Origin of the sequence: Streptomyces curacoi (assembly GCF_001513975.1) — a bacterium.
Taxonomy (GTDB): domain Bacteria; phylum Actinomycetota; class Actinomycetes; order Streptomycetales; family Streptomycetaceae; genus Streptomyces; species Streptomyces curacoi.
Window position 1 is genome coordinate 229,315 of sequence record NZ_KQ947990.1, and the last position, 17,999, is coordinate 247,313.

Consider the following 17,999-nt stretch of genomic DNA (forward strand, 5'->3'; position numbering starts at 1 on the left):
GTGAGGGACCCTTCGGTGATCACTTCTCTGCTCGTCGCCAACCGGGGCGAGATCGCCTGCCGGATCTTCCGCACCTGCGGTGAGTTGGGCATCCGGACGGTCGCCGTGTACTCGGACGCCGACGCGAACGCCCTCCACGCGCGCGTGGCCGACGCGGCGGTACGGCTGCCGGGAGCGGCGCCCGCCGACACCTATCTGGCCGGCGACCTGATCGTGAAGGCCGCTGTGGCGTCCGGCGCGGACGCCGTGCACCCCGGCTACGGCTTCCTCTCCGAGAACGCCGACTTCGCACGCGCCGTCCTCGACGCCGGGCTGGTCTGGATCGGCCCGCCACCGGAGGCGATCGAGGCGATGGCGTCCAAGACGCGCGCCAAGGAGCTGATGGGGCTGGCGCCCCTGGGCGAGGTCACCGAGGCCGACCTGCCCGTGCTGGTGAAGGCCGCCGCGGGCGGCGGAGGGCGCGGCATGCGGATCGTCCGCCGCCTGGAGGAGCTCGACGCCGCCCTGGAGAGCGCCCGCGCCGAGGCCGCGGGCGCCTTCGGGGACGGCGAGGTCTTCGTCGAGCCCTACATCGAGCACGGCCGCCACATCGAGGTGCAGATCATCGCCGACACCCACGGCACGGTCCGGGCCCTCGGCACCCGCGACTGCTCGCTGCAACGCCGCCACCAGAAGGTGATCGAGGAGTCCCCGGCGCCCGGACTGACCGAGGGGCTCACCGACGAGTTGCACGCCCTGGCCGTACGGGCCGCCCGCGCCGTCGACTACGTCGGTGCCGGCACCGTCGAGTTCCTGGTGGCCGGCGACAAGGCGCACTTCCTGGAGATGAACACCCGCCTCCAGGTCGAACACCCCGTGACGGAAGCGGTCTTCGGCATCGACCTGGTCGCGGAACAGATTCGCGTCGCCGAAGGGCATGCCCTCGCCGAAGAACCGCCACGCGCGCGTGGCCACGCCGTCGAGGCCCGCCTCTACGCCGAGGACCCGGCCCACGACTGGGCCCCGCAGACCGGCACCCTGCACCGCTTCGCCGTACCCGAGGGTGTCCGCCTGGACACCGGCTTCACCGACGGCGACGAGATCGGCGTCCACTACGACCCCATGCTCGCCAAGCTCGTCGCCCACGCCCCCACCCGCGCGGGCGCGATCCGCAAGCTCGCCGCCGCCCTGGAGCGGGCCACGATCCACGGCCCGGTCACCAACCGGGACCTCCTCGTCCGCTCACTGCGCCACGAGGAGTTCACGTCCGCCCGGATGGACACCGGCTTCTACGACCGCCACCTCACCGCCCTGACCAGGGCCACTCCGGACCCGTACGCCCCCCTGGCCGCCGCCCTCGCCGACGCCCACGGCCGCTCCCGCTTCGGAGGCTGGCGCAACGTGCCGTCCCAGCCGCAGGTCAAGCGGTACGCGATGGCGGGCGAGGAGGTCGAGGTCCATTACCGGCACGGGCGCGCGGGCCTGGAAGCCGACGGCGTGCGGGTCGTGCACGCCGATGCCGACCTGGTCGTACTCGAAGTGGACGGCGTACGAAGGAACTTCAAGGTCGCGAGGTATGGCGACGACATCCACGTCGATGCAACGCGCCTCACCGCGCTACCCCGCTTCCCCGACCCGACGGCCCAGCACGCGCCGGGTTCGCTGCTCGCGCCGGTGCCGGGGACGGTCGTACGAGTCGCCGAGGGATTGACCGCAGGAGCCGCTGTACGGGCCGGAGAGCCCCTCCTCTGGCTGGAGGCGATGAAGATGGAGCACAAGATCGCAGCGCCGGCCACGGGAACGCTGAGCGCTTTGCATGCCGTACCTGGCCAGCAGGTGACGGTCGGCGCATTGCTGGCGGTAGTGCAAGAAACCTAGGGGCGCGGGGAACTGCGCGACCAGCCACAACGAACCCGCAGCCCGAAGGAGTCCCATGACCACCCACCTCGAAACCGATGAACACAGGGCCCTCCGATCCGCAGTAGCGGCCCTCGGCAACCGCCACGGCCGAGACTTCGACCGAGAACAACTCTGGTCCGAGGCGGCCGAACTCGGCTATCTCGGCGTCAACCTGCCGGAGGCATACGGAGGCGGAGGCGGCGGAATCGCCGAACTCTCCATAGTCCTGGAGGAGCTGGGATCCGCAGGCTGCCCCCTCCTCATGCTGATCGTGTCTCCGGCCATCTGCGGCACAGTCATCGCCCGCTTCGGAACCGAAGCCCAGAAGAGCGAATGGCTCCCCGGCCTGGCGAACGGCACACTCACCATGGCCTTCGGCATCACAGAGCCGGACGCCGGCTCCAACAGCCACCGCATCACCACCACGGCACGCAAAGACGGCGCCGACTGGCTTCTCACCGGCCGCAAGGTCTTCATCTCCGGCGTCGACATAGCCGACGCCACCCTCATCGTCGGCCGCACCGAAGACGCCCGCACCGGCCGCCTCAAGCCCTGCCTGTTCATCGTCCCGCGCGACGCCGAGGGCTTCACGCGCCGCCGGATCGACATGGAACTGAACGCCGCGGAGAAACAGTTCGAGCTGACCCTCGACGACGTACGGCTCCCCGCGGGCGCCCTCGTGGGCGACGAGGACGCCGGCCTCCTCCAGCTCTTCGCCGGCCTCAACCCCGAACGCATCATGACGGCCGCCTTCGCGATCGGCATGGGACGGTACGCCCTCGCGCGTGCCGTCGAGTACGCGCGCGACCGCACCGTCTGGAACTCCCCCATCGGCGCCCACCAGGCCATCGCCCACCCCCTCGCCCAGGCGCACATCGACCTCGAACTGGCCCGCCTGATGATGCAGAAGGCGGCCCACCTTTACGACGCAGGTGACGACGTCGGCGCGGGAGAGGCCGCCAACATGGCCAAGTACGCGGCCGGGGAGGCCTGTGTGAAGGCGGTCGACCAGGCCGCGCACACCCTCGGCGGCAACGGCCTCACGCGCGAGTTCGGGCTCGCCTCGTTGATAACCGCCGCGCGTGTGTCTCGTATTGCCCCGGTGAGCCGGGAGATGATTCTCAACTACGTCTCCCACCAGACCCTGGGCCTGCCCAAGTCGTACTGACCGGCACCGTGCGGCGCCGGTCGCGAGGAGGAACGATGTTCCGCAGCGAGTACGCAGACGTCCCGGCAGTAGAACTCCCCATCCACGAGGCGGTGCTGGGCCGGGCCGCCGAGTTCGGTGACGCACCCGCGCTGATCGACGGCACGGACGGCACCACCCTCACCTACGGGCAGCTCGACCGCTTCCACCGGCGCGTCGCCGCCGCCCTCACCGAGGCGGGCGTGCGCAAGGGCGACGTCCTCGCCCTGCACAGCCCCAACACGGTCGCCTTCCCCACCGCGTTCTACGCCGCCACGCGCGCGGGTGCCTCCGTCACCACCGTGCACCCCCTCGCCACACCCGATGAGTTCGCCAAGCAACTGAAGGACTCGGCGGCCCGCTGGATCGTCACCGTCTCGCCGCTGCTTCAGGTGGCACGCCGGGCCGCCGAACTCGCGGGCGGCGTGCGGGAGATCTTCGTGTGCGACAGCGCGCCCGGGCACCGGTCGCTCATCGACATGCCGGCCTCCACGGCCCCCGAACCGCGGATCGACATCGACCCCGTGGCGGACGTCGCGGCCCTGCCGTACTCGTCGGGCACCACTGGCATCCCCAAGGGCGTGATGCTCACCCACCGCCAGATCGCCACCAACCTCGCCCAGCTCGAACCCGCGATATCGGCAGGCCCCGGCGACCGCATCCTCGCCGTGCTGCCCTTCTTCCACATCTACGGCCTCACGGCCCTGATGAACGCGCCCCTGCGGGTGGGCGCCACGGTCGTCGTCCTGCCCCGCTTCGACCTGGAGACCTTCCTCGCGGCCATCCAGGACCACCGCATCACCGGCCTGTACGTGGCCCCGCCGATCGTCCTCGCCCTCGCCAAGCACCCGCTGGTCGAGCAGTACGACCTGTCGTCCCTGAAGTACGTCATCAGCGCCGCCGCACCCCTGGACGCGAAGCTCGCGGCCGCCTGCTCACAGCGTCTCGGCCTGCCGCCGGTCGGCCAGGCCTACGGCATGACGGAACTGTCCCCCGGCACCCACGTCGTCCCCCTGGCCGCCATGCACGACGCCCCCGCCGGAACCGTCGGCAAGCTCATCGCCGGCACCGAGATGCGCATCGTCTCCCTCGACGACCCCGACAAGGACCTCGGCGTCGGCGAGTCCGGCGAGATCCTCATCCGCGGCCCCCAGGTCATGAAGGGCTACCTCGGCCGCCCCGACGCCACCGCCGCGATGATCGACGCCGACGGCTGGCTGCACACCGGCGACGTGGGCCATGTGGACGCCGACGGCTGGCTGTTCGTCGTGGACCGCGTCAAGGAACTCATCAAGTACAAGGGCTTCCAGGTGGCCCCCGCCGAACTGGAGGCACTCCTGCTCACCCACCCCGACATCGCCGACGCGGCGGTGATCGGCGTCTACAACGACGACGGCAACGAGGTCCCGCACGCCTACGTGGTCCGCCGGCCCAACGCCCCCGGCCTCTCCGAAGGAGAGGTCATGATGTACGTCGCCGAACGCGTCGCCCCCTACAAGCGGGTCCGCCAGGTCACCTTCATCGACGGCGTCCCGCGGGCCGCCTCCGGCAAGATCCTGCGCCGCGAACTGCGGGCACCGAAGGAGAGCACATGACGCTGATCGGCCGTACCCGCGCGCGTGCCGTGCAGACCCTCACCCTGGACTCCCCGCAGACCCGCAACGCGCTCTCGGCGGCCCTGGTGGGCGAGCTGACCGACGCGCTGACGGACTGCGCCAAGGACGCCGACGTACGCGCGATCGTCCTCACCCACACCGGCAACACCTTCTGCGCGGGCGCCGACCTGCGCGACCCGCCGCCCCCTGACGGACTGGTCGCGCTGCTCCGGCAGCTCGTGGAACTGCCCAAACCCGTCGTCGCCCGCGTCACCGGCCACGTACGCGCGGGCGGTCTCGGCCTGCTGGCCGCCTGCGACATATCGGCGGCGTCCAGCGCGGCCACCTTCGCCTTCACGGAGGTGCACATAGGCGTCGCCCCCGCGGTGATCTCGCTGCCCCTGCTGCCCCGCACCGACCCCCGCGCCCTGGCCCGCTACTACCTCACCGGCGAACGCTTCACGGCGCCGGAGGCGGCCCGCATCGGCCTGCTGACGACGGCCGGCGAGGACGTCGACGAGGTGCTGGCCCCCGTCCTTGACGGTCTGCGCCGGGCCTCCCCCCAGGCCCTGGCCGAGACGAAGGCGCTGCTCACGGCTAAGGTGCTGGAAAACTTCGACCGGGACGCGGCCGACCTGACCGCGCTCTCGGCCCGGCTGTTCTCCTCCGCCGATGCCCGCGAGGGGATGACGGCCTTCCTCGAAAGACGGGATCCGGAATGGGTGGTGTGAGCACAGTCGGCGACCGCGTGGACCGAGCGGACCGCGTGCCCAAGCAGGACCGCAGCCGGGCCACCCGGCAGCGGCTCCTGGAGGCCGCCGTGGCCTGCCTCGCCGAACACGGCTGGGCGGGCTCCACGGTCTCCGTCGTCGCCGAACGCGCCGGCGTCTCCCGCGGCGCCGCCCAGCACCACTTCCCGACCCGCGAGGACCTGTTCACGGCGGCCGTCGAGTACGTCGCCGAGGAACGCTCCACGGCCCTGCGGGCCCTGTTCCCGGAGGGCGCGGCGGGGGACCGCCGGGCGGTGGTGTCGGCGCTGGTCGACCTCTACACCGGCCCGCTGTTCCGCGCGGCCCTGCACCTGTGGGTCGCCGCGTCGAACGAGGAGCAGCTGCGGCCGAGGGTCACCGAGCTGGAGGCCCGGGTGGGCCGCGAGACCCACCGCATCGCCGTGGACCTCCTGGGCGCGGACGAGTCGCGGCCGGGCGTACGGGAGACGGTCCAGGGCCTGCTGGACATGGCCCGCGGCCTCGGCCTCGCCAACCTCCTCACCGACGACACCGCCCGCCGCGACCGCGTGGTCGCGCAGTGGGCGGTGCTGTTGGAGGAGGCGCTGGGCTGAGGGCGTTGTCAGTGGCGGGGGCTACGGTTCGGGCATGGGTGATCACTTCCAGACGATCGTCGACCTCGCTGCGAGCCCGCAGCAGGCGCCACACCTCGCCGAGCGCGTCGTCGAGTGGCTGGTGGCCGAGGGAATCGTGCTCGCCGAGCGCACGGACTGCGTGCTCGGGCAGCCGCTCGGCCACCCTCCGGGCCCCCACTGGCAGCGGGCCGTGGGGCCGGACGACGCCGACTGGGATCCCTGGGACGGCCTCGCCGTGTACACCGGGCGCACCGTCTTCCACGGCGGGCAGGGCGAACCGGAGGCGGTGAGCTGTCCGCGCTGCGGGGTCACCACCCGGCTGATCACCGACGAGTGGGAGCTGATCGACGACGCGTGGGCGCCGTTCAGCGAGGCCATCGACGCCTGGCACAAGACGGGCGCGGCCCGGGTCGACTGCCCTGCCTGCGCCGAGGCCGTCCCACTGACCGACTGGACCTGGGCCGACGACCACTTCGCCTTCGGCCACCTCGGTTTCGAGTTCTGGAACTGGCCCCCGTTCACCGAGAAGTTCCGCGCCCGAATATCCGAGCTCCTGGACGGCCACCGCACGGCGTATGTGTGGGGCAAGCTCTGACGAGACCGCCGCTCACGGACTCAGCCGCTCCACCCGCCAGCTCCCGTCCTGCTCCGCCACATACCGCAGCCGGTCGTGCAGCCGGTTCTCCCGCCCCTGCCAGAACTCCACCGCCTGCGGCGCCACCCGGAACCCGCCCCAGTGCGGCGGCACCGGCACCTGCTCGCCCTCGGGATAGCGCGCGGCCAGCTCGGCGTACGAGGCGTCGAGGTCGGCGCGGGTGGCGATGACCGAGGACTGGGCGCTGGCCCAGGCGCCGAGCTGGGAGCCGTGCGGGCGGGTGCGGAAGTACGCGGCCGTCTCGTCGCGGCCGGTGCGCCGCGCCACACCCGTGACGGTGACCTGGCGGGCCATCGGATGCCAGGGGAAGAGAAGGGAGACGTACGGGTTCTCGGCGAGGTCGCGGGCCTTGCGGGAGTCGTAGTTGGTGTAGAAGACGAAGCCCTGCTCGTCGAACTGCTTCAGCAGCACCGTACGGGAGCTGGGCCGCCCCTCGCCGTCCGCGGTCGAGACGATCATCGCGTTCGGCTCGAAGAGGTGGGCCTCCGCCGCGGCCTGCTTGAACCAGCGCGCGAACTGTGCCACCGGAGTGGCGGCCAGGTCGCTCTCGGCGAGGCCCTCGGCCCGGTAGTGCTTGCGCATCGCGGCGGGGTCGGGGACGGGCTCGGCGGGATCGAAGGGGACGGCGTCTCGGTCGGTCACGCGGTCATCTTGCCGTATACGGCTGTCGCCGTCCGGCGGTGTCCTTTGTCACTGGATGGCACTGAGTGCCGCAAGGCCTCCCCAACCGTGGCACTCGGAGATATCGTTTCTGATGCCCTTCCGGTTGGATGACCGCCGACCGCACGGGGCATCACAGGGTTACGCCCCGGACCGCGAGTCCTGAGAGGCCCGGAATCCCCAAGCCTGGAATCCGGGTCCGTGACCGTGGATCCACCGGGCAAGTGTTCATCTCTGCTGACCGATATGTGGTCGTCCCACCCACAACCCCATCTGTCGCACACATCGAGGAGCCGCCTGATGTCCGACTTCGTACCCGGACTCGAAGGAGTCATCGCGTTCGAGACGGAGATCGCCGAACCGGACAAGGAGGGCGGCGCCCTGCGCTACCGGGGCGTCGACATCGAGGACCTGGTCGGTCACGTCTCGTTCGGCAACGTGTGGGGGCTGCTCGTCGACGGCGCCTTCCGGCCCGGACTGCCGCCCGCCGAGCCCTTCCCGATCCCCGTGCACTCCGGCGACATCCGCGTGGACGTCCAGTCCGCCCTCGCCATGCTGGCGCCAGTGTGGGGACTGAAACCGCTCCTGGACATCGACGAGGAGCAGGCCCGGGAGGACCTGGCCCGAGCCGCCGTCATGGCCCTGTCCTACGTCGCCCAGTCCGCGCGCGGTCAGGGCCTGCCCATGGTCCCGCAGCGGGAGATCGACAAGGCCCAGTCCGTCGTCGAGCGCTTCATGATCCGCTGGCGCGGCGAGCCCGACCCCAAGCACGTGGCCGCCGTCGACGCGTACTGGACCTCCGCCGCCGAGCACGGCATGAACGCGTCCACCTTCACGGCCCGCGTCATCGCCTCCACCGGCGCCGACGTGGCCGCCGCCCTCTCCGGCGCCGTAGGGGCCATGTCCGGCCCGCTGCACGGCGGCGCCCCCTCCCGCGTGCTGCACATGATCGAGGAGATCGAGCGCACCGGCGACGCCGAGGCGTATGTGAAGCAGACCCTCGACAAGGGCGAACGCCTCATGGGCTTCGGCCACCGCGTCTACCGCGCCGAGGACCCCCGCGCCCGGGTCCTGCGCCGCACCGCCCGGGATCTCGGCGCTCCCCGCTTCGAGGTCGCCGAGGCCCTGGAGAAGGCGGCCCTGGAGGAGCTGCACAACCGGCGTCCGGACCGGGTCCTGGCCACCAACGTCGAGTTCTGGGCGGCCATCGTCCTGGACTTCGCCGAGGTCCCGGCGCACATGTTCACCTCGATGTTCACCTGCGCCCGTACGGCGGGCTGGTCGGCGCACATCCTGGAGCAGAAGCGCACCGGCCGCCTGGTGCGCCCCTCGGCGCGCTACATCGGCCCGGGCCCGCGCGACCCACGCGAGGTCGAGGGCTACGCGGACATCGCGCGCTGATCCCCGCCCCTTCCGGCGGGCCGGCATCACGCGGGGCCCATCGGCTCCGCGTGATGCCGGCATACGGAACGTGACTGATCCACTGCGCCAGTATGCTGGGGCGGCTGCGGCACCCCCCACCCTCACCCGTTCCCACGCGGTGAGTAAACGGCCTGCGGCGACCGAGACGTCTCACGGCATGAGGATGAGAACAGGTGCTGATAGCGGGCCGCTACCGGCTGGGCGAGTCGATCGGACGCGGTGGGATGGGGGAGGTCTGGCGGGCTTACGACGAGATGCTCGCCCGGCCGGTGGCCGTCAAGCTCCTGCTGCCCCAGGACTCGGACCCCACCGCCACGTCCCGGTTCCGGCTGGAGGCGCAGACCGCGGCACGGATCGACCACCCGAACGTCGTCGGCGTGCGGGACTTCGGCGAGTTCGAGAACCGGCTCTTCCTGGTGATGGAGCTCGTCGAGGGCGACAGCCTCGCCGGGGTGCTGGCCCGCTCCGGCGCGCTGCCCGCCGACCGCGTGGCCCGTATCGCCGCCCAGGCCGCGGCGGGACTGGCCGCCGCGCACCGGCAGGGCATCGTCCACCGGGACATCAAGCCCGGCAATCTGCTCCTGGACGCCGACGGCACCCTCAAGATCGGTGACTTCGGCATCGCCCGCTTCCTCGACGACCCCGGCGCCGCGCTGACCGCCACCGGGCAGATCGTCGGCACCAGCCTCTACCTCGCCCCCGAGCGGGCCCTGGGGAAGCCGGCGGGCCCGGCCTCGGACGTCTACGCGCTGGGCTGTGTGCTGTATCAGCTCCTGACCGGCCGCCCGCCGTTCCAGGCCGACACCGCCGTGGCCATCCTGCACCAGCACCTCGACGCCGCCCCCGTGCCGCCCCGCGAGCTGGGCGTCCCCGGCCTCCCGGCCGCCTTCGAGAACTACCTCCTCGGCCTGCTCGCCAAGGACCCCGAGCACCGGCCGGCCGCCCAGCAGGCCGCCGACTGGTTCGCCGACGGCGCCTGGCAGGGGCGCCCCGAGCCGTTGCCCGACGCGGCCTCGCCGTCCCGGCCGCGGACGGTGGTGCCGGCGTCCCCGTCCGGTGCGCAGCAGGTGGGTGAGACCAGCAACCCGACCACGTACATGCTGCCCTCCGCCCAGGCGACCGTGTCCGCGGGCCGCTCCCGCTCCCGGTCCCGGACCCCGTCGCGGTCCGGGACACGGCGCGTGGCCGCGATGGCCGCCGGAGCGGTGCTCTTCGTGGGCGCGATGCTGCTCGGCCTGCTGTGGTTCTCCCCCGACAACACCGCGGCGGAGGGCACGAAGTCCGAGGCACCGCCCAGCCCGGGCGCCTCCACATCGGCGTCATCCGCGGTGTCGAGCCCGTCGCCGAGCGCCTCCCCGAGCCCGGTGGCGGAGACGAGCGCCAGTGCGGAAGGGCCGGACGAGAAGAAGCAGGAACGGGAGCGGAAGCGCCGGGAAGAGGAGCGCCGGGAACAGGAGCGGCAACGCCAGGCACAGCAGGACGACGACGGCGACGAGGACGACTGAGCCCTGCTGAACGCAGACGACCCGCGAGCTCGGATCCTCCGCCTGGGCGGGGGAGCCGGCCGGACGTACCGGCGAGCTCGCGGGTCGGGTGACTGCTTGGGATTGGGCCGGCTGCACGCGTCTCTCACGTGCTGGTCCGGCACCGCACTGGGTGGGGTGACGGGCCGCTAGCCCGCAGCCACCTCACGCGTCCGGTTCTCATACATCTGCCGAACCACCTCCCTTCTCGTGTGCCCACACACTAAGAACCGCCCGGCCCTCCGATCAACCACTTTTTTCGGCGAGACGATGCTGGAGCAGTGGCGGTACGTCCACAACGTGATCGTGCCGCCCGCCGCCATGGACCTCGCGCGGACGGGCTCGCGCTGCTGGAGTGGTCCCGCACACGTCACACGCCACCCGCCGCGTACAACGATTCCTTCAATCTTGGGGAACACGGTGTGTGCTGTGTCACGTTCCAGTTAGATGATTGCGAGTGAGCGAACCGACGCGTCGTACGTGCGGACGCAGCTTGGCAGGGGGTCCAGGTGAGTGCTTCCCGGCGTAGTGGGACCACCGACGAGCTGGGGCCGGACGAACCCGAGCGGGATGGTCCGGACGGTTCGTCGGGTGGCTCGGAGGGTTCGGCAGGCGGCTCGGATCTGCTCGCCGCTCTGCTGGACGGGATGGACGCGGCCCTGTGCGCCTTCGACGCGGACGGGGTCGTCACCCATTGGAACCGTGAGGCCGAGCGGATCCTCGGGTGGAGTGCGGCCGAGGCCGTGGGGCGGCACGGGTTCGCCGGATGGGCGGTGCGCGAGGCCGACGCCGAGGAGGTCGAGGGCCGGCTGATGTCGGCCATGCACGCTCCCGGCCGGCAGGTCCACGAGTTCGCGCTGCTGACGAAGGAGGGCGGGCGTGTTCTCGTACGGACGCAGTCGGCGGCCGTGCGGGGGCCGGACGGGAAGCCCGCCGGGGTGTACTGCGCCTTCAGCGAGGTGCACACGCAGATCGATCTGGAGCGGTCCATCGCGCTGAGCGAGGCGCTGTTCGAGGACGCCTCGTGGGGTGTGGTGCTGGTCGACGCGGATCTGCGGCCCGCGGTGGTGAACGTTCACGCGGCCCGTGCGCTGGGTATCGGGCGCACGTCCGTGCTCGGGCGGCCGCTGGGCGAGTTGCTCGCCCAGGGGGTCGAGGAGCTGGAGAGCGCGCTCACGCATGTGCTCGCGGAGGGCGCGCCGCCGGCGCCCGCCGAGATCTGGGTGAGCGTACGGACGCCGGAGGGTGAGCGGCGTCGCTGCTGGCGGTGTGGCTTCGTACGGCTGGCCTCGCCGCTCGCGGAGGAGCCCGTGCCGTTGGGCGTGGGCTGGCTCTTCCAGGACGTGACCGAGGCCAAGCAGGCGGAGCAGGAGGCGGCGCTGCTGCGGTTCCGGGCCAATCAGCTGCACCGGGCCGCGCGGGCCGCCGCCGAGTGCGAGGACCCCGCGGAGGCGGCGACCGTGCATCTGGACTTCGCGCTGGCCGGGTTCGCCGATCACGCGCTGATCGACCGGGTGGCGGGCGGGGCGGTCGCGGACACGGACGCGGCGGAGCCGGTACGGCTGGTCCGGATCGCCGTGACGCCCTCGGGGGCGCCGGGGCCGAGTCTGCGCGGCGGGGAGGCCGGGCTGCCCGTGCGGTACGGCGAGGGGCATCCGGCGTTGCAGTGTGTGGCGCGGGCCGGGTCGGTGCGGGCCGACGCGGGCAAGGTGTCGGCGGAGCAGGCGCGCGAGTGGGCGGTGGCACGGCAGTGGCCGCCGGACGCGGTGCACGCGCTGTGTGCGGTGCTGCGGAGTCGGGGACGGACGCTGGGGGTGGTGACGTTTCTGCGGGGTGCCGGCCGGAGTGCGTTCGAGCGGGGCGACGCCGTGTACGCGGAGGATGTGGCCGTGCGGATCGCTTCCGCGCTGGACCTGGCGGGGAGTGTGGGGTCGCGGTAGCTCCGGTGTCAGTGCCGGTAGAAGATCCTGTCGCCGTACTTCTCGAACACCCGGCTGTTCCAGTCGAGGCCGCCGTCCACGTTGCCGGAGCGCAGGAGCGGGGGCTCGATGCCGCGGTCGGCCAGGGAGGCGGCTGCCGTGGCCATCACGGCCTGGAGCAGGGCCGTGGTGACGACCGTGGAGGCCGGGGCGAACGGGGCCGGGATCGTGTCGAGGGTGAGTTCCGCGTCGCCGACCGCGATCTTCGAGTCGAGGACGATGTCGCAGTGGTCCCTGAGGTAGGTGCCGGAGACATGGCGGGACTTCGTCTCCGAGGCGTACGCCACTGATGTCACGCCGATGACCTTGACGCCGCGGGCGCGGGCGCTCATGGCCATCTCGACGGGGAGGGCGTTGCGGCCGGAGAGGGAGATGATGATCAGCGCGTCGCCCTCGCGGAGGGGCGAGCTGTCCAGGACCGCGCTCGCCAGGCCGTCGACGCGTTCCAGGGCGGAGCCGAGGGTGGCGGGCACGACGTCGACGCCTACGGCGCCGGGGACCGCGAGCAGGTTCATCAGGGCGAGACCGCCGGCGCGGTAGACGAGGTCCTGGGCGGCGAGGGAGGAGTGCCCGGCGCCGAAGGCGAAGAGCCGGCCGCCGGTGGCGACGGTGTCCGCGAGCAGGGTGCCGGCTGCCTCGATGTTCTCGGCCTCCTCGGCACGGACCCGCTGGAGCAGGCCGATCGCGGCGTCGAAGAACTGGTCGGCCGGCTTGCTGTCGCTCATGCGGGGCCCTCCGGGGATGGGTGGGGGGTGCGTGTGTGGAGGTCTGTTGCGGATCACCGTGCGGTCTGGACCACTGCGGTGTCAATACGACGTGCCAGGGGCCGCCGGTGGGGGCGCGCGTAGCGCCTGCGGCTTGCTGTGGGTCAAGGCCGCGCCGGGGGGGTGCGGCCCTGGAACCCGCTGGTTTCCACAGCGCGGCACGGTTGTCTGTGGTATCCGGCAGAATTGAGTGCAGGGCCAGCGCACGCGCCGTGGAGCTGTCTCGCTTCCGGCTGAGCTAATCGCAGAGCTAATCGAGGGGCACGTATGTCCGGACTGATCGACACCACGGAGATGTATCTCCGCACCATCCTCGAGCTTGAGGAGGAAGGTGTGGTCCCCATGCGCGCCCGGATCGCCGAGCGGCTGGACCAGAGCGGGCCGACCGTCAGTCAGACGGTGGCGCGGATGGAGCGTGACGGACTGGTGTCCGTGGCGAGTGACCGGCATCTGGAGCTCACGGACGAGGGGCGCCGCCTGGCCACCCGTGTCATGCGCAAGCATCGGCTGGCCGAGTGCCTGCTCGTCGATGTGATCGGGCTGGAGTGGGAGCAGGTGCACGCCGAGGCGTGCCGCTGGGAGCACGTGATGAGCGAGGCCGTGGAGCGGCGCGTGCTGGAGCTGCTGCGGCATCCCACCGAGTCGCCGTACGGCAACCCCATCCCGGGCCTGGAGGAGCTCGGCGAGAAGGACGGTGCCGACCCCTTCCTCGACGAGGGCATGGTCTCGCTGGCCGACCTCGACCCGGGTGTCGAGGGCAAGACGGTCGTCGTGCGCCGGATCGGCGAGCCGATCCAGACCGACGCGCAGCTGATGTACACGCTGCGCCGGGCCGGCGTGCAGCCCGGCTCGGTGGTGAGCGTGACCGAGTCGGCGGGCGGCGTGCTGGTGGGCAGCGGCGGCGAGGCGGCCGAGCTGGAGGCGGATGTCGCCTCCCATGTGTTCGTCGCCAAGCGCTGAGCCGGCGGGCTCTGGTCGTCCCGGGGTCCTGTCTGGGTAACTCCCGGTGCGGGGACGGGGGTTGGGCGATTTCTCCAATTGGAGATCCAGTACGCCGAATCGCAGCGCTCCGCCGGTTCGCGTGCGAGGCTGTCGCCTGAGGCATCTGAGGGCTCTTGGCCGTGATCGACAGCGACGCATCCGGCCGGGGAGGGGGCGGGAGGATGTGCCGTGGTTGTGGAGAGGGCCCCGGCGCCGTATGGCGCCGGGGCCTGTCCTCCCCTGTGCTGACCCGGAGCCCCGAGCTCTCAGGGTCATTCCCCTCGGACCGTTTTCCCCGAGCGGTCCGCCTCCCGGTGAAGGTCTCCCCTCGGCGGTGGCGATCAATCCTTGCGCGGGGTCACTCGAATGAGGGGTGTTGGCCGCGGAGACGGCATTTTCGAATGAGAGTTCGATAGTCTGGCCTGTGACAGGTCGTGCGGAACGTGCGCTTCAGGGATGTGCGCATAAGATCACGTCGGACACACAGGACATGCACATCGCGTGCGAGGCGGCGACGACGCGTGCGGCGCGGGTACCCGTGCGAGCGACGGCGGATACGGCAGGCACAGCAGGCACGGCAAGCAGGACGCGGTTCACCGGGACCGGTCGGCTCGAGCGGTCCGAGCGGAGCTAGGGGGGTGCCAGGGCAATGGCGCGGCGCATCGACGTGACCGGGACGGGCGGCGTACGTCTCGCGGCCTGGGAGTTCGGCGACCCTCCCAAGACCGACCACGCCAGGGAACACGACCGTATGCCCGGTGTCCTGTTACTGCACGGCCTGATGGGCCGCGCCTCGCACTGGGCCTCCACCGCGCGCTGGCTCTCCGGGCGGCACCGCGCAGTCGCGCTGGACCAGCGCGGCCACGGCCGCAGCGACAAGCCCGCGCAGGCCGCCGCCTTCACGCGCGAGGCGTACGTCGAGGACGCCGAGGCCGCTCTCGAACAGCTGGGCCTCGCCCCGGCCGTCCTCATCGGCCACGCCATGGGCGCGCTGACCGCCTGGCAGCTTGCCGCCAAGCGGCCCGACCTGGTGCGTGGCCTCGTCATCTGCGACATGCGGGCGTCCGCGCTCGGCGCGGCCTCGCAGCGGGAGTGGGAGGACTGGTTCAAGTCCTGGCCCGTTCCCTTCGCCACCCTGGCCGACGTGCGCAAGTGGTTCGGTGAGGACGACCCGTGGGTCGAGCGGTCGAATCCCGCCCGGGGGGAGTTCTACGCCGAGGTGATGCACGAGCGCGAGGACGGCTGGCGGCCGGTCTTCGAGCCGGACCAGATGCTCCGCTCCCGTGAGACATGGGTGTACGACGCGCACTGGGAGGAGCTGACGCAGGTCCAGTGCCCCGCATTGGTCGTGCGCGGGCTCGACGGGGAGCTGGGGCGGGCCGAGGCGCAGGAGATGGTGCGCGTGCTGCCCCGGGGCGAGTACGCGGAGGTGGCCGACGCCGGGCACCTGGTGCACTACGACCAGCCGGAGGGGTGGCGGGCGGCCATCGAGCCCTTCCTGGACGCGGTGATGGCGGAGGAGGGGCGCCTGTGACCGCGGGGGCGGTGTGCCGCCCTGGGCCCGACAGGTCCCGTCAGCCCTTGCTCACCGCCGTCAGGATCTCCGGCAGCCGTCCCGCCGTCCGCGGGGCGGCCAGCCGAAGGCCCAGCAGGGTGAGCACCGCCCCGTAGGCTGCTCCCACCGGCAGCAGCAGCCACGTCCATGTGCCCCCGCCCTCGGCCACGTTCAGCCAGATCGTCACCGCGATGACAGGGGCGCACAGCAGGGCCGCCGCGATCATGCCGCCGAAGATCGAGATCCAGGCGAGGCCCGCCTGACCGGGAGCGACGTTCTTGTAGCCCTCCTGCGGGATGGAGTACGGGAAGCGGGCCGACGTCCACGCGCCGGTCGCCAGCATCGCGCCGAGCAGGGCGAAGGACAGGCCCAGCGCCTCGGGGAGCCTGGGCCAGTCGCCGAGAAGGGCTGTCGTCAGGACGGTGACGAGGGTGGCGTACGGCAGGGTGATCAGCAGCAGTGCCAGTGCCCGGCCGCGCAGCTCGACGTAGGCGTCGCGGGGGGACGAGATCGTCATCGCGACCATGCAGAACGCGGACGTGTCCTGCCCGAACTGGTTGTACATCTGGATGCCGAGCATCCCGGCGGCGAAGCAGGCGAAGTAGATCGAGCCGGTGCCCTGCATGGCGTTGAACAGGGGCACGAGCAGGCCGATGGCGAGCGAGGTCACCCAGGCCGCCTTGGTCTTCGGGTCGCGCCACACATAGCGCAGGCTGCGCTCCATGACGGTGCCGGTGCGGCCGGCCGGGAGGAGGCGGGCGAGGCCGGTCGAGGACCGCTCGCGTACGGCGGCCGTGGTGGCCGTCTGGAGCGTGGAGCCGTCGGGGGAGGTCATCAGCCGGGTCAGATGACGGGACCAGACGGCGATCAGCGCCACCAAGGCGCCCGCGCTCAGGGCCAGTTGCAGGGCCCCGGTCCCGTACGACCCCTGGCTCACCGACTCCACCGCACCGATCGCCGACGCCGGCGGCACCCAGCGCAGCACATCCGCCGCCGGGTCGAGCCGGTCGAGCCCCGACGAACCCAGCTGCTGTGCGCCGAAGTTCACCACCTGCGCCCCGATCGCGATGACCAGCCCGCTCAGCACCGCCAGATCGCGGCCCTTACGGCTGCTCAGCAGCCGGATGTTGGCGGCGGCGACGGCCCGCGCGAGCGCCACGCACACCAGCAGGGCCAGGACGACGCCGATGACGCCGACGGCGTAGGCCGCCCCGCCTCGTGCGATCGCGATCACCGAGCCCGTGAACAGGCACAGCGTGAACAGCGGGCCTATCCCCACCAGCGAGGCCGCGAGCAGCGCCCGCACCAGCGGCCGGGGGCGCAGCGGCAGCATGACGAGCCGGGTCGGGTCGAGGGTCTCGTCCCCGCCGGGGAAGAACAGCGGCATCACGGCCCAGCCGAGCGCGAGCACCGCCACCAGCAGCACGACCAGGGAGTCGGCGTGCGCGGTGCCGCGCAGCATGATCAGCCCGAGGAGTTGCAGCACGGCGAAGAGGAGGACCACGACGGCCGAGGCGATATAGGCGGCCCGCCGCCCACCGGACTGCCGCAGCCCGTTCCTGAGCAGGGACAGCTTCAGCCGTACGACGATCCCGGTGACGTTGCCGCTCATCGCGCCCCGCCGCCCAGCCAGTCGAGGTCGGACCCGGCATCGCGGCCGTTCGCGCCGACGAGTTCGAGGAACGCCTGCTGCAGCGAGGCCGCCTCCCCGCGCACCTCGGCCAGGGGCCCGTGGGCGCGGATGCGCCCGGCGGCCATCACAGCGACCCAGTCGCACAGCGACTCGACGAGCTCCATGACATGGGAGGAGAAGACGACGGTGGCGCCGGAGGCCGTGTAGCGCTCCAGGACGCCCCGGATGGTCTGGGCGGAGACGGGGTCGACGCCCTCGAACGGCTCGTCCAGGAACAGCACTTCGGGATTGTGCAGGAGTGCCGCCGCGAGCCCGGTCTTCTTGCGCATACCGGTCGAGTAGTCGACGACGAGCTTGTGCTGGGCGCCCGCCAGATCGAGTACGTCGAGCAGCTGGGTGGCCCGCTTGTCGACCTCGGCGCCGGGAAGCCCGCGCAACCGCCCCGAGTACGCGAGCAGTTCCCGCCCCGACAGCCGCTCGAAGAGCCGGAGCCCTTCGGGCAGCACTCCGATCCGCGCCTTCACCTCGACGGGGTCCCGCCACACGTCCCGCCCGACGACCTCGACGGACCCCTGATCGGGCCGCAGCAGCCCGGTCACCATGGACAGGGTCGTGGTCTTCCCCGCCCCGTTGGGCCCGACGAGCCCGATGAACTTCCCGGCAGGCAACTCCAGATCAATCCCGGCAACGGCGACTTGCTGCCCGAACCGCTTCCAGAGCCCACGCACACTAACGGCCGACGTCATGGACGCCAACCTTAAGGGGCGCGGGGAACTGCGCGACCAGCCACGAACAACCCGCAGTC

15 protein-coding genes are annotated in these 17,999 nt (G+C 71.9%); 11 read left to right on the top strand and 4 right to left on the bottom strand.

Annotation, left to right across the window (positions count from 1 at the left end):
- The first annotated feature begins 15 nt into the window (after positions 1–15).
- The 6 genes from AQI70_RS24195 to AQI70_RS24220 are packed head-to-tail and all read left to right on the top strand — an operon-like array spanning position 16 to position 6,617.
- Entirely contained in the window at positions 16–1,857 is a 1,842-nt protein-coding gene (locus AQI70_RS24195) for an acetyl/propionyl/methylcrotonyl-CoA carboxylase subunit alpha (RefSeq protein ID WP_062153527.1), read from the top strand.
- 55 nt (positions 1,858–1,912) lie between these two features.
- Positions 1,913–3,046 carry an acyl-CoA dehydrogenase family protein gene (locus tag AQI70_RS24200; protein WP_062153529.1) on the top strand — a complete coding sequence of 378 codons (1,134 nt, stop codon included), beginning with the start codon at positions 1,913–1,915 and terminating at the stop codon, positions 3,044–3,046.
- A 35-nt stretch (positions 3,047–3,081) separates the two neighbouring features.
- Entirely contained in the window at positions 3,082–4,659 is a 1,578-nt protein-coding gene (locus AQI70_RS24205; protein WP_062153531.1) for a 4-coumarate--CoA ligase family protein, read from the top strand.
- The gene (locus tag AQI70_RS24210; RefSeq protein ID WP_062153533.1) at positions 4,656–5,390 is read left to right on the top strand and encodes an enoyl-CoA hydratase family protein; all 735 of its coding nucleotides are present in this window, start codon (positions 4,656–4,658) and stop codon (positions 5,388–5,390) included. Before AQI70_RS24205 ends, AQI70_RS24210 begins: the two co-directional genes overlap by 4 nt.
- Positions 5,378–6,001, top strand: a complete 624-nt coding sequence (locus AQI70_RS24215) for a TetR/AcrR family transcriptional regulator (protein WP_062153535.1) — start codon at positions 5,378–5,380, stop codon at positions 5,999–6,001. Before AQI70_RS24210 ends, AQI70_RS24215 begins: the two co-directional genes overlap by 13 nt.
- A gap of 34 nt (positions 6,002–6,035) precedes the next feature.
- Entirely contained in the window at positions 6,036–6,617 is a 582-nt protein-coding gene (locus AQI70_RS24220) for a hypothetical protein (RefSeq protein ID WP_062153537.1), read from the top strand.
- Between the two features lie 12 nt (positions 6,618–6,629).
- Here AQI70_RS24220 and pdxH read toward each other — a convergent pair whose 3' ends face one another.
- The gene (gene pdxH, locus AQI70_RS24225; RefSeq protein WP_062153539.1) at positions 6,630–7,319 is read right to left on the bottom strand and encodes a pyridoxamine 5'-phosphate oxidase; all 690 of its coding nucleotides are present in this window, start codon (positions 7,317–7,319) and stop codon (positions 6,630–6,632) included.
- 318 nt (positions 7,320–7,637) lie between these two features.
- On the opposite strand from pdxH, the gene AQI70_RS24230 reads away from it, so the two are divergent.
- From AQI70_RS24230 to AQI70_RS24245, 3 genes are all read left to right on the top strand, one after another.
- Entirely contained in the window at positions 7,638–8,738 is a 1,101-nt protein-coding gene (locus tag AQI70_RS24230) for a citrate synthase 2 (RefSeq protein WP_004000342.1), read from the top strand.
- 194 nt (positions 8,739–8,932) lie between these two features.
- The gene (locus AQI70_RS24235) at positions 8,933–10,264 is read left to right on the top strand and encodes a serine/threonine-protein kinase (protein ID WP_062153540.1); all 1,332 of its coding nucleotides are present in this window, start codon (positions 8,933–8,935) and stop codon (positions 10,262–10,264) included.
- Between the two features lie 527 nt (positions 10,265–10,791).
- Positions 10,792–12,222: a PAS domain-containing protein gene (locus AQI70_RS24245; protein WP_062153544.1), complete on the top strand. Its 1,431-nt coding sequence runs from the start codon at positions 10,792–10,794 to the stop codon at positions 12,220–12,222.
- An 8-nt stretch (positions 12,223–12,230) separates the two neighbouring features.
- Here the strand turns inward: AQI70_RS24245 and AQI70_RS24250 are convergent, their stop codons facing one another.
- On the bottom strand, positions 12,231–12,986 hold the full coding sequence (locus AQI70_RS24250) for an SIS domain-containing protein (RefSeq protein WP_062153546.1): 756 nt from the start codon (positions 12,984–12,986) through the stop codon (positions 12,231–12,233).
- 306 nt (positions 12,987–13,292) lie between these two features.
- Here AQI70_RS24250 and AQI70_RS24255 point away from each other — a divergent pair, with 306 nt between their 5' ends.
- The gene (locus AQI70_RS24255; protein ID WP_004000347.1) at positions 13,293–13,985 is read left to right on the top strand and encodes an iron-dependent transcriptional repressor DtxR; all 693 of its coding nucleotides are present in this window, start codon (positions 13,293–13,295) and stop codon (positions 13,983–13,985) included.
- 670 nt (positions 13,986–14,655) lie between these two features.
- Positions 14,656–15,540: an alpha/beta fold hydrolase gene (locus AQI70_RS24260; protein ID WP_062153548.1), complete on the top strand. Its 885-nt coding sequence runs from the start codon at positions 14,656–14,658 to the stop codon at positions 15,538–15,540.
- 40 nt (positions 15,541–15,580) lie between these two features.
- On the opposite strand, the gene AQI70_RS24265 is transcribed toward AQI70_RS24260, so the two are convergent.
- A complete protein-coding gene (locus AQI70_RS24265; protein ID WP_107117072.1) occupies positions 15,581–17,173 on the bottom strand; it encodes a transporter in 1,593 nt (530 codons plus the stop codon).
- Positions 17,170–17,940 carry an ABC transporter ATP-binding protein gene (locus AQI70_RS24270; protein ID WP_062153550.1) on the bottom strand — a complete coding sequence of 257 codons (771 nt, stop codon included), beginning with the start codon at positions 17,938–17,940 and terminating at the stop codon, positions 17,170–17,172. Before AQI70_RS24270 ends, AQI70_RS24265 begins: the two co-directional genes overlap by 4 nt.
- Positions 17,941–17,999 lie beyond the last annotated feature (59 nt).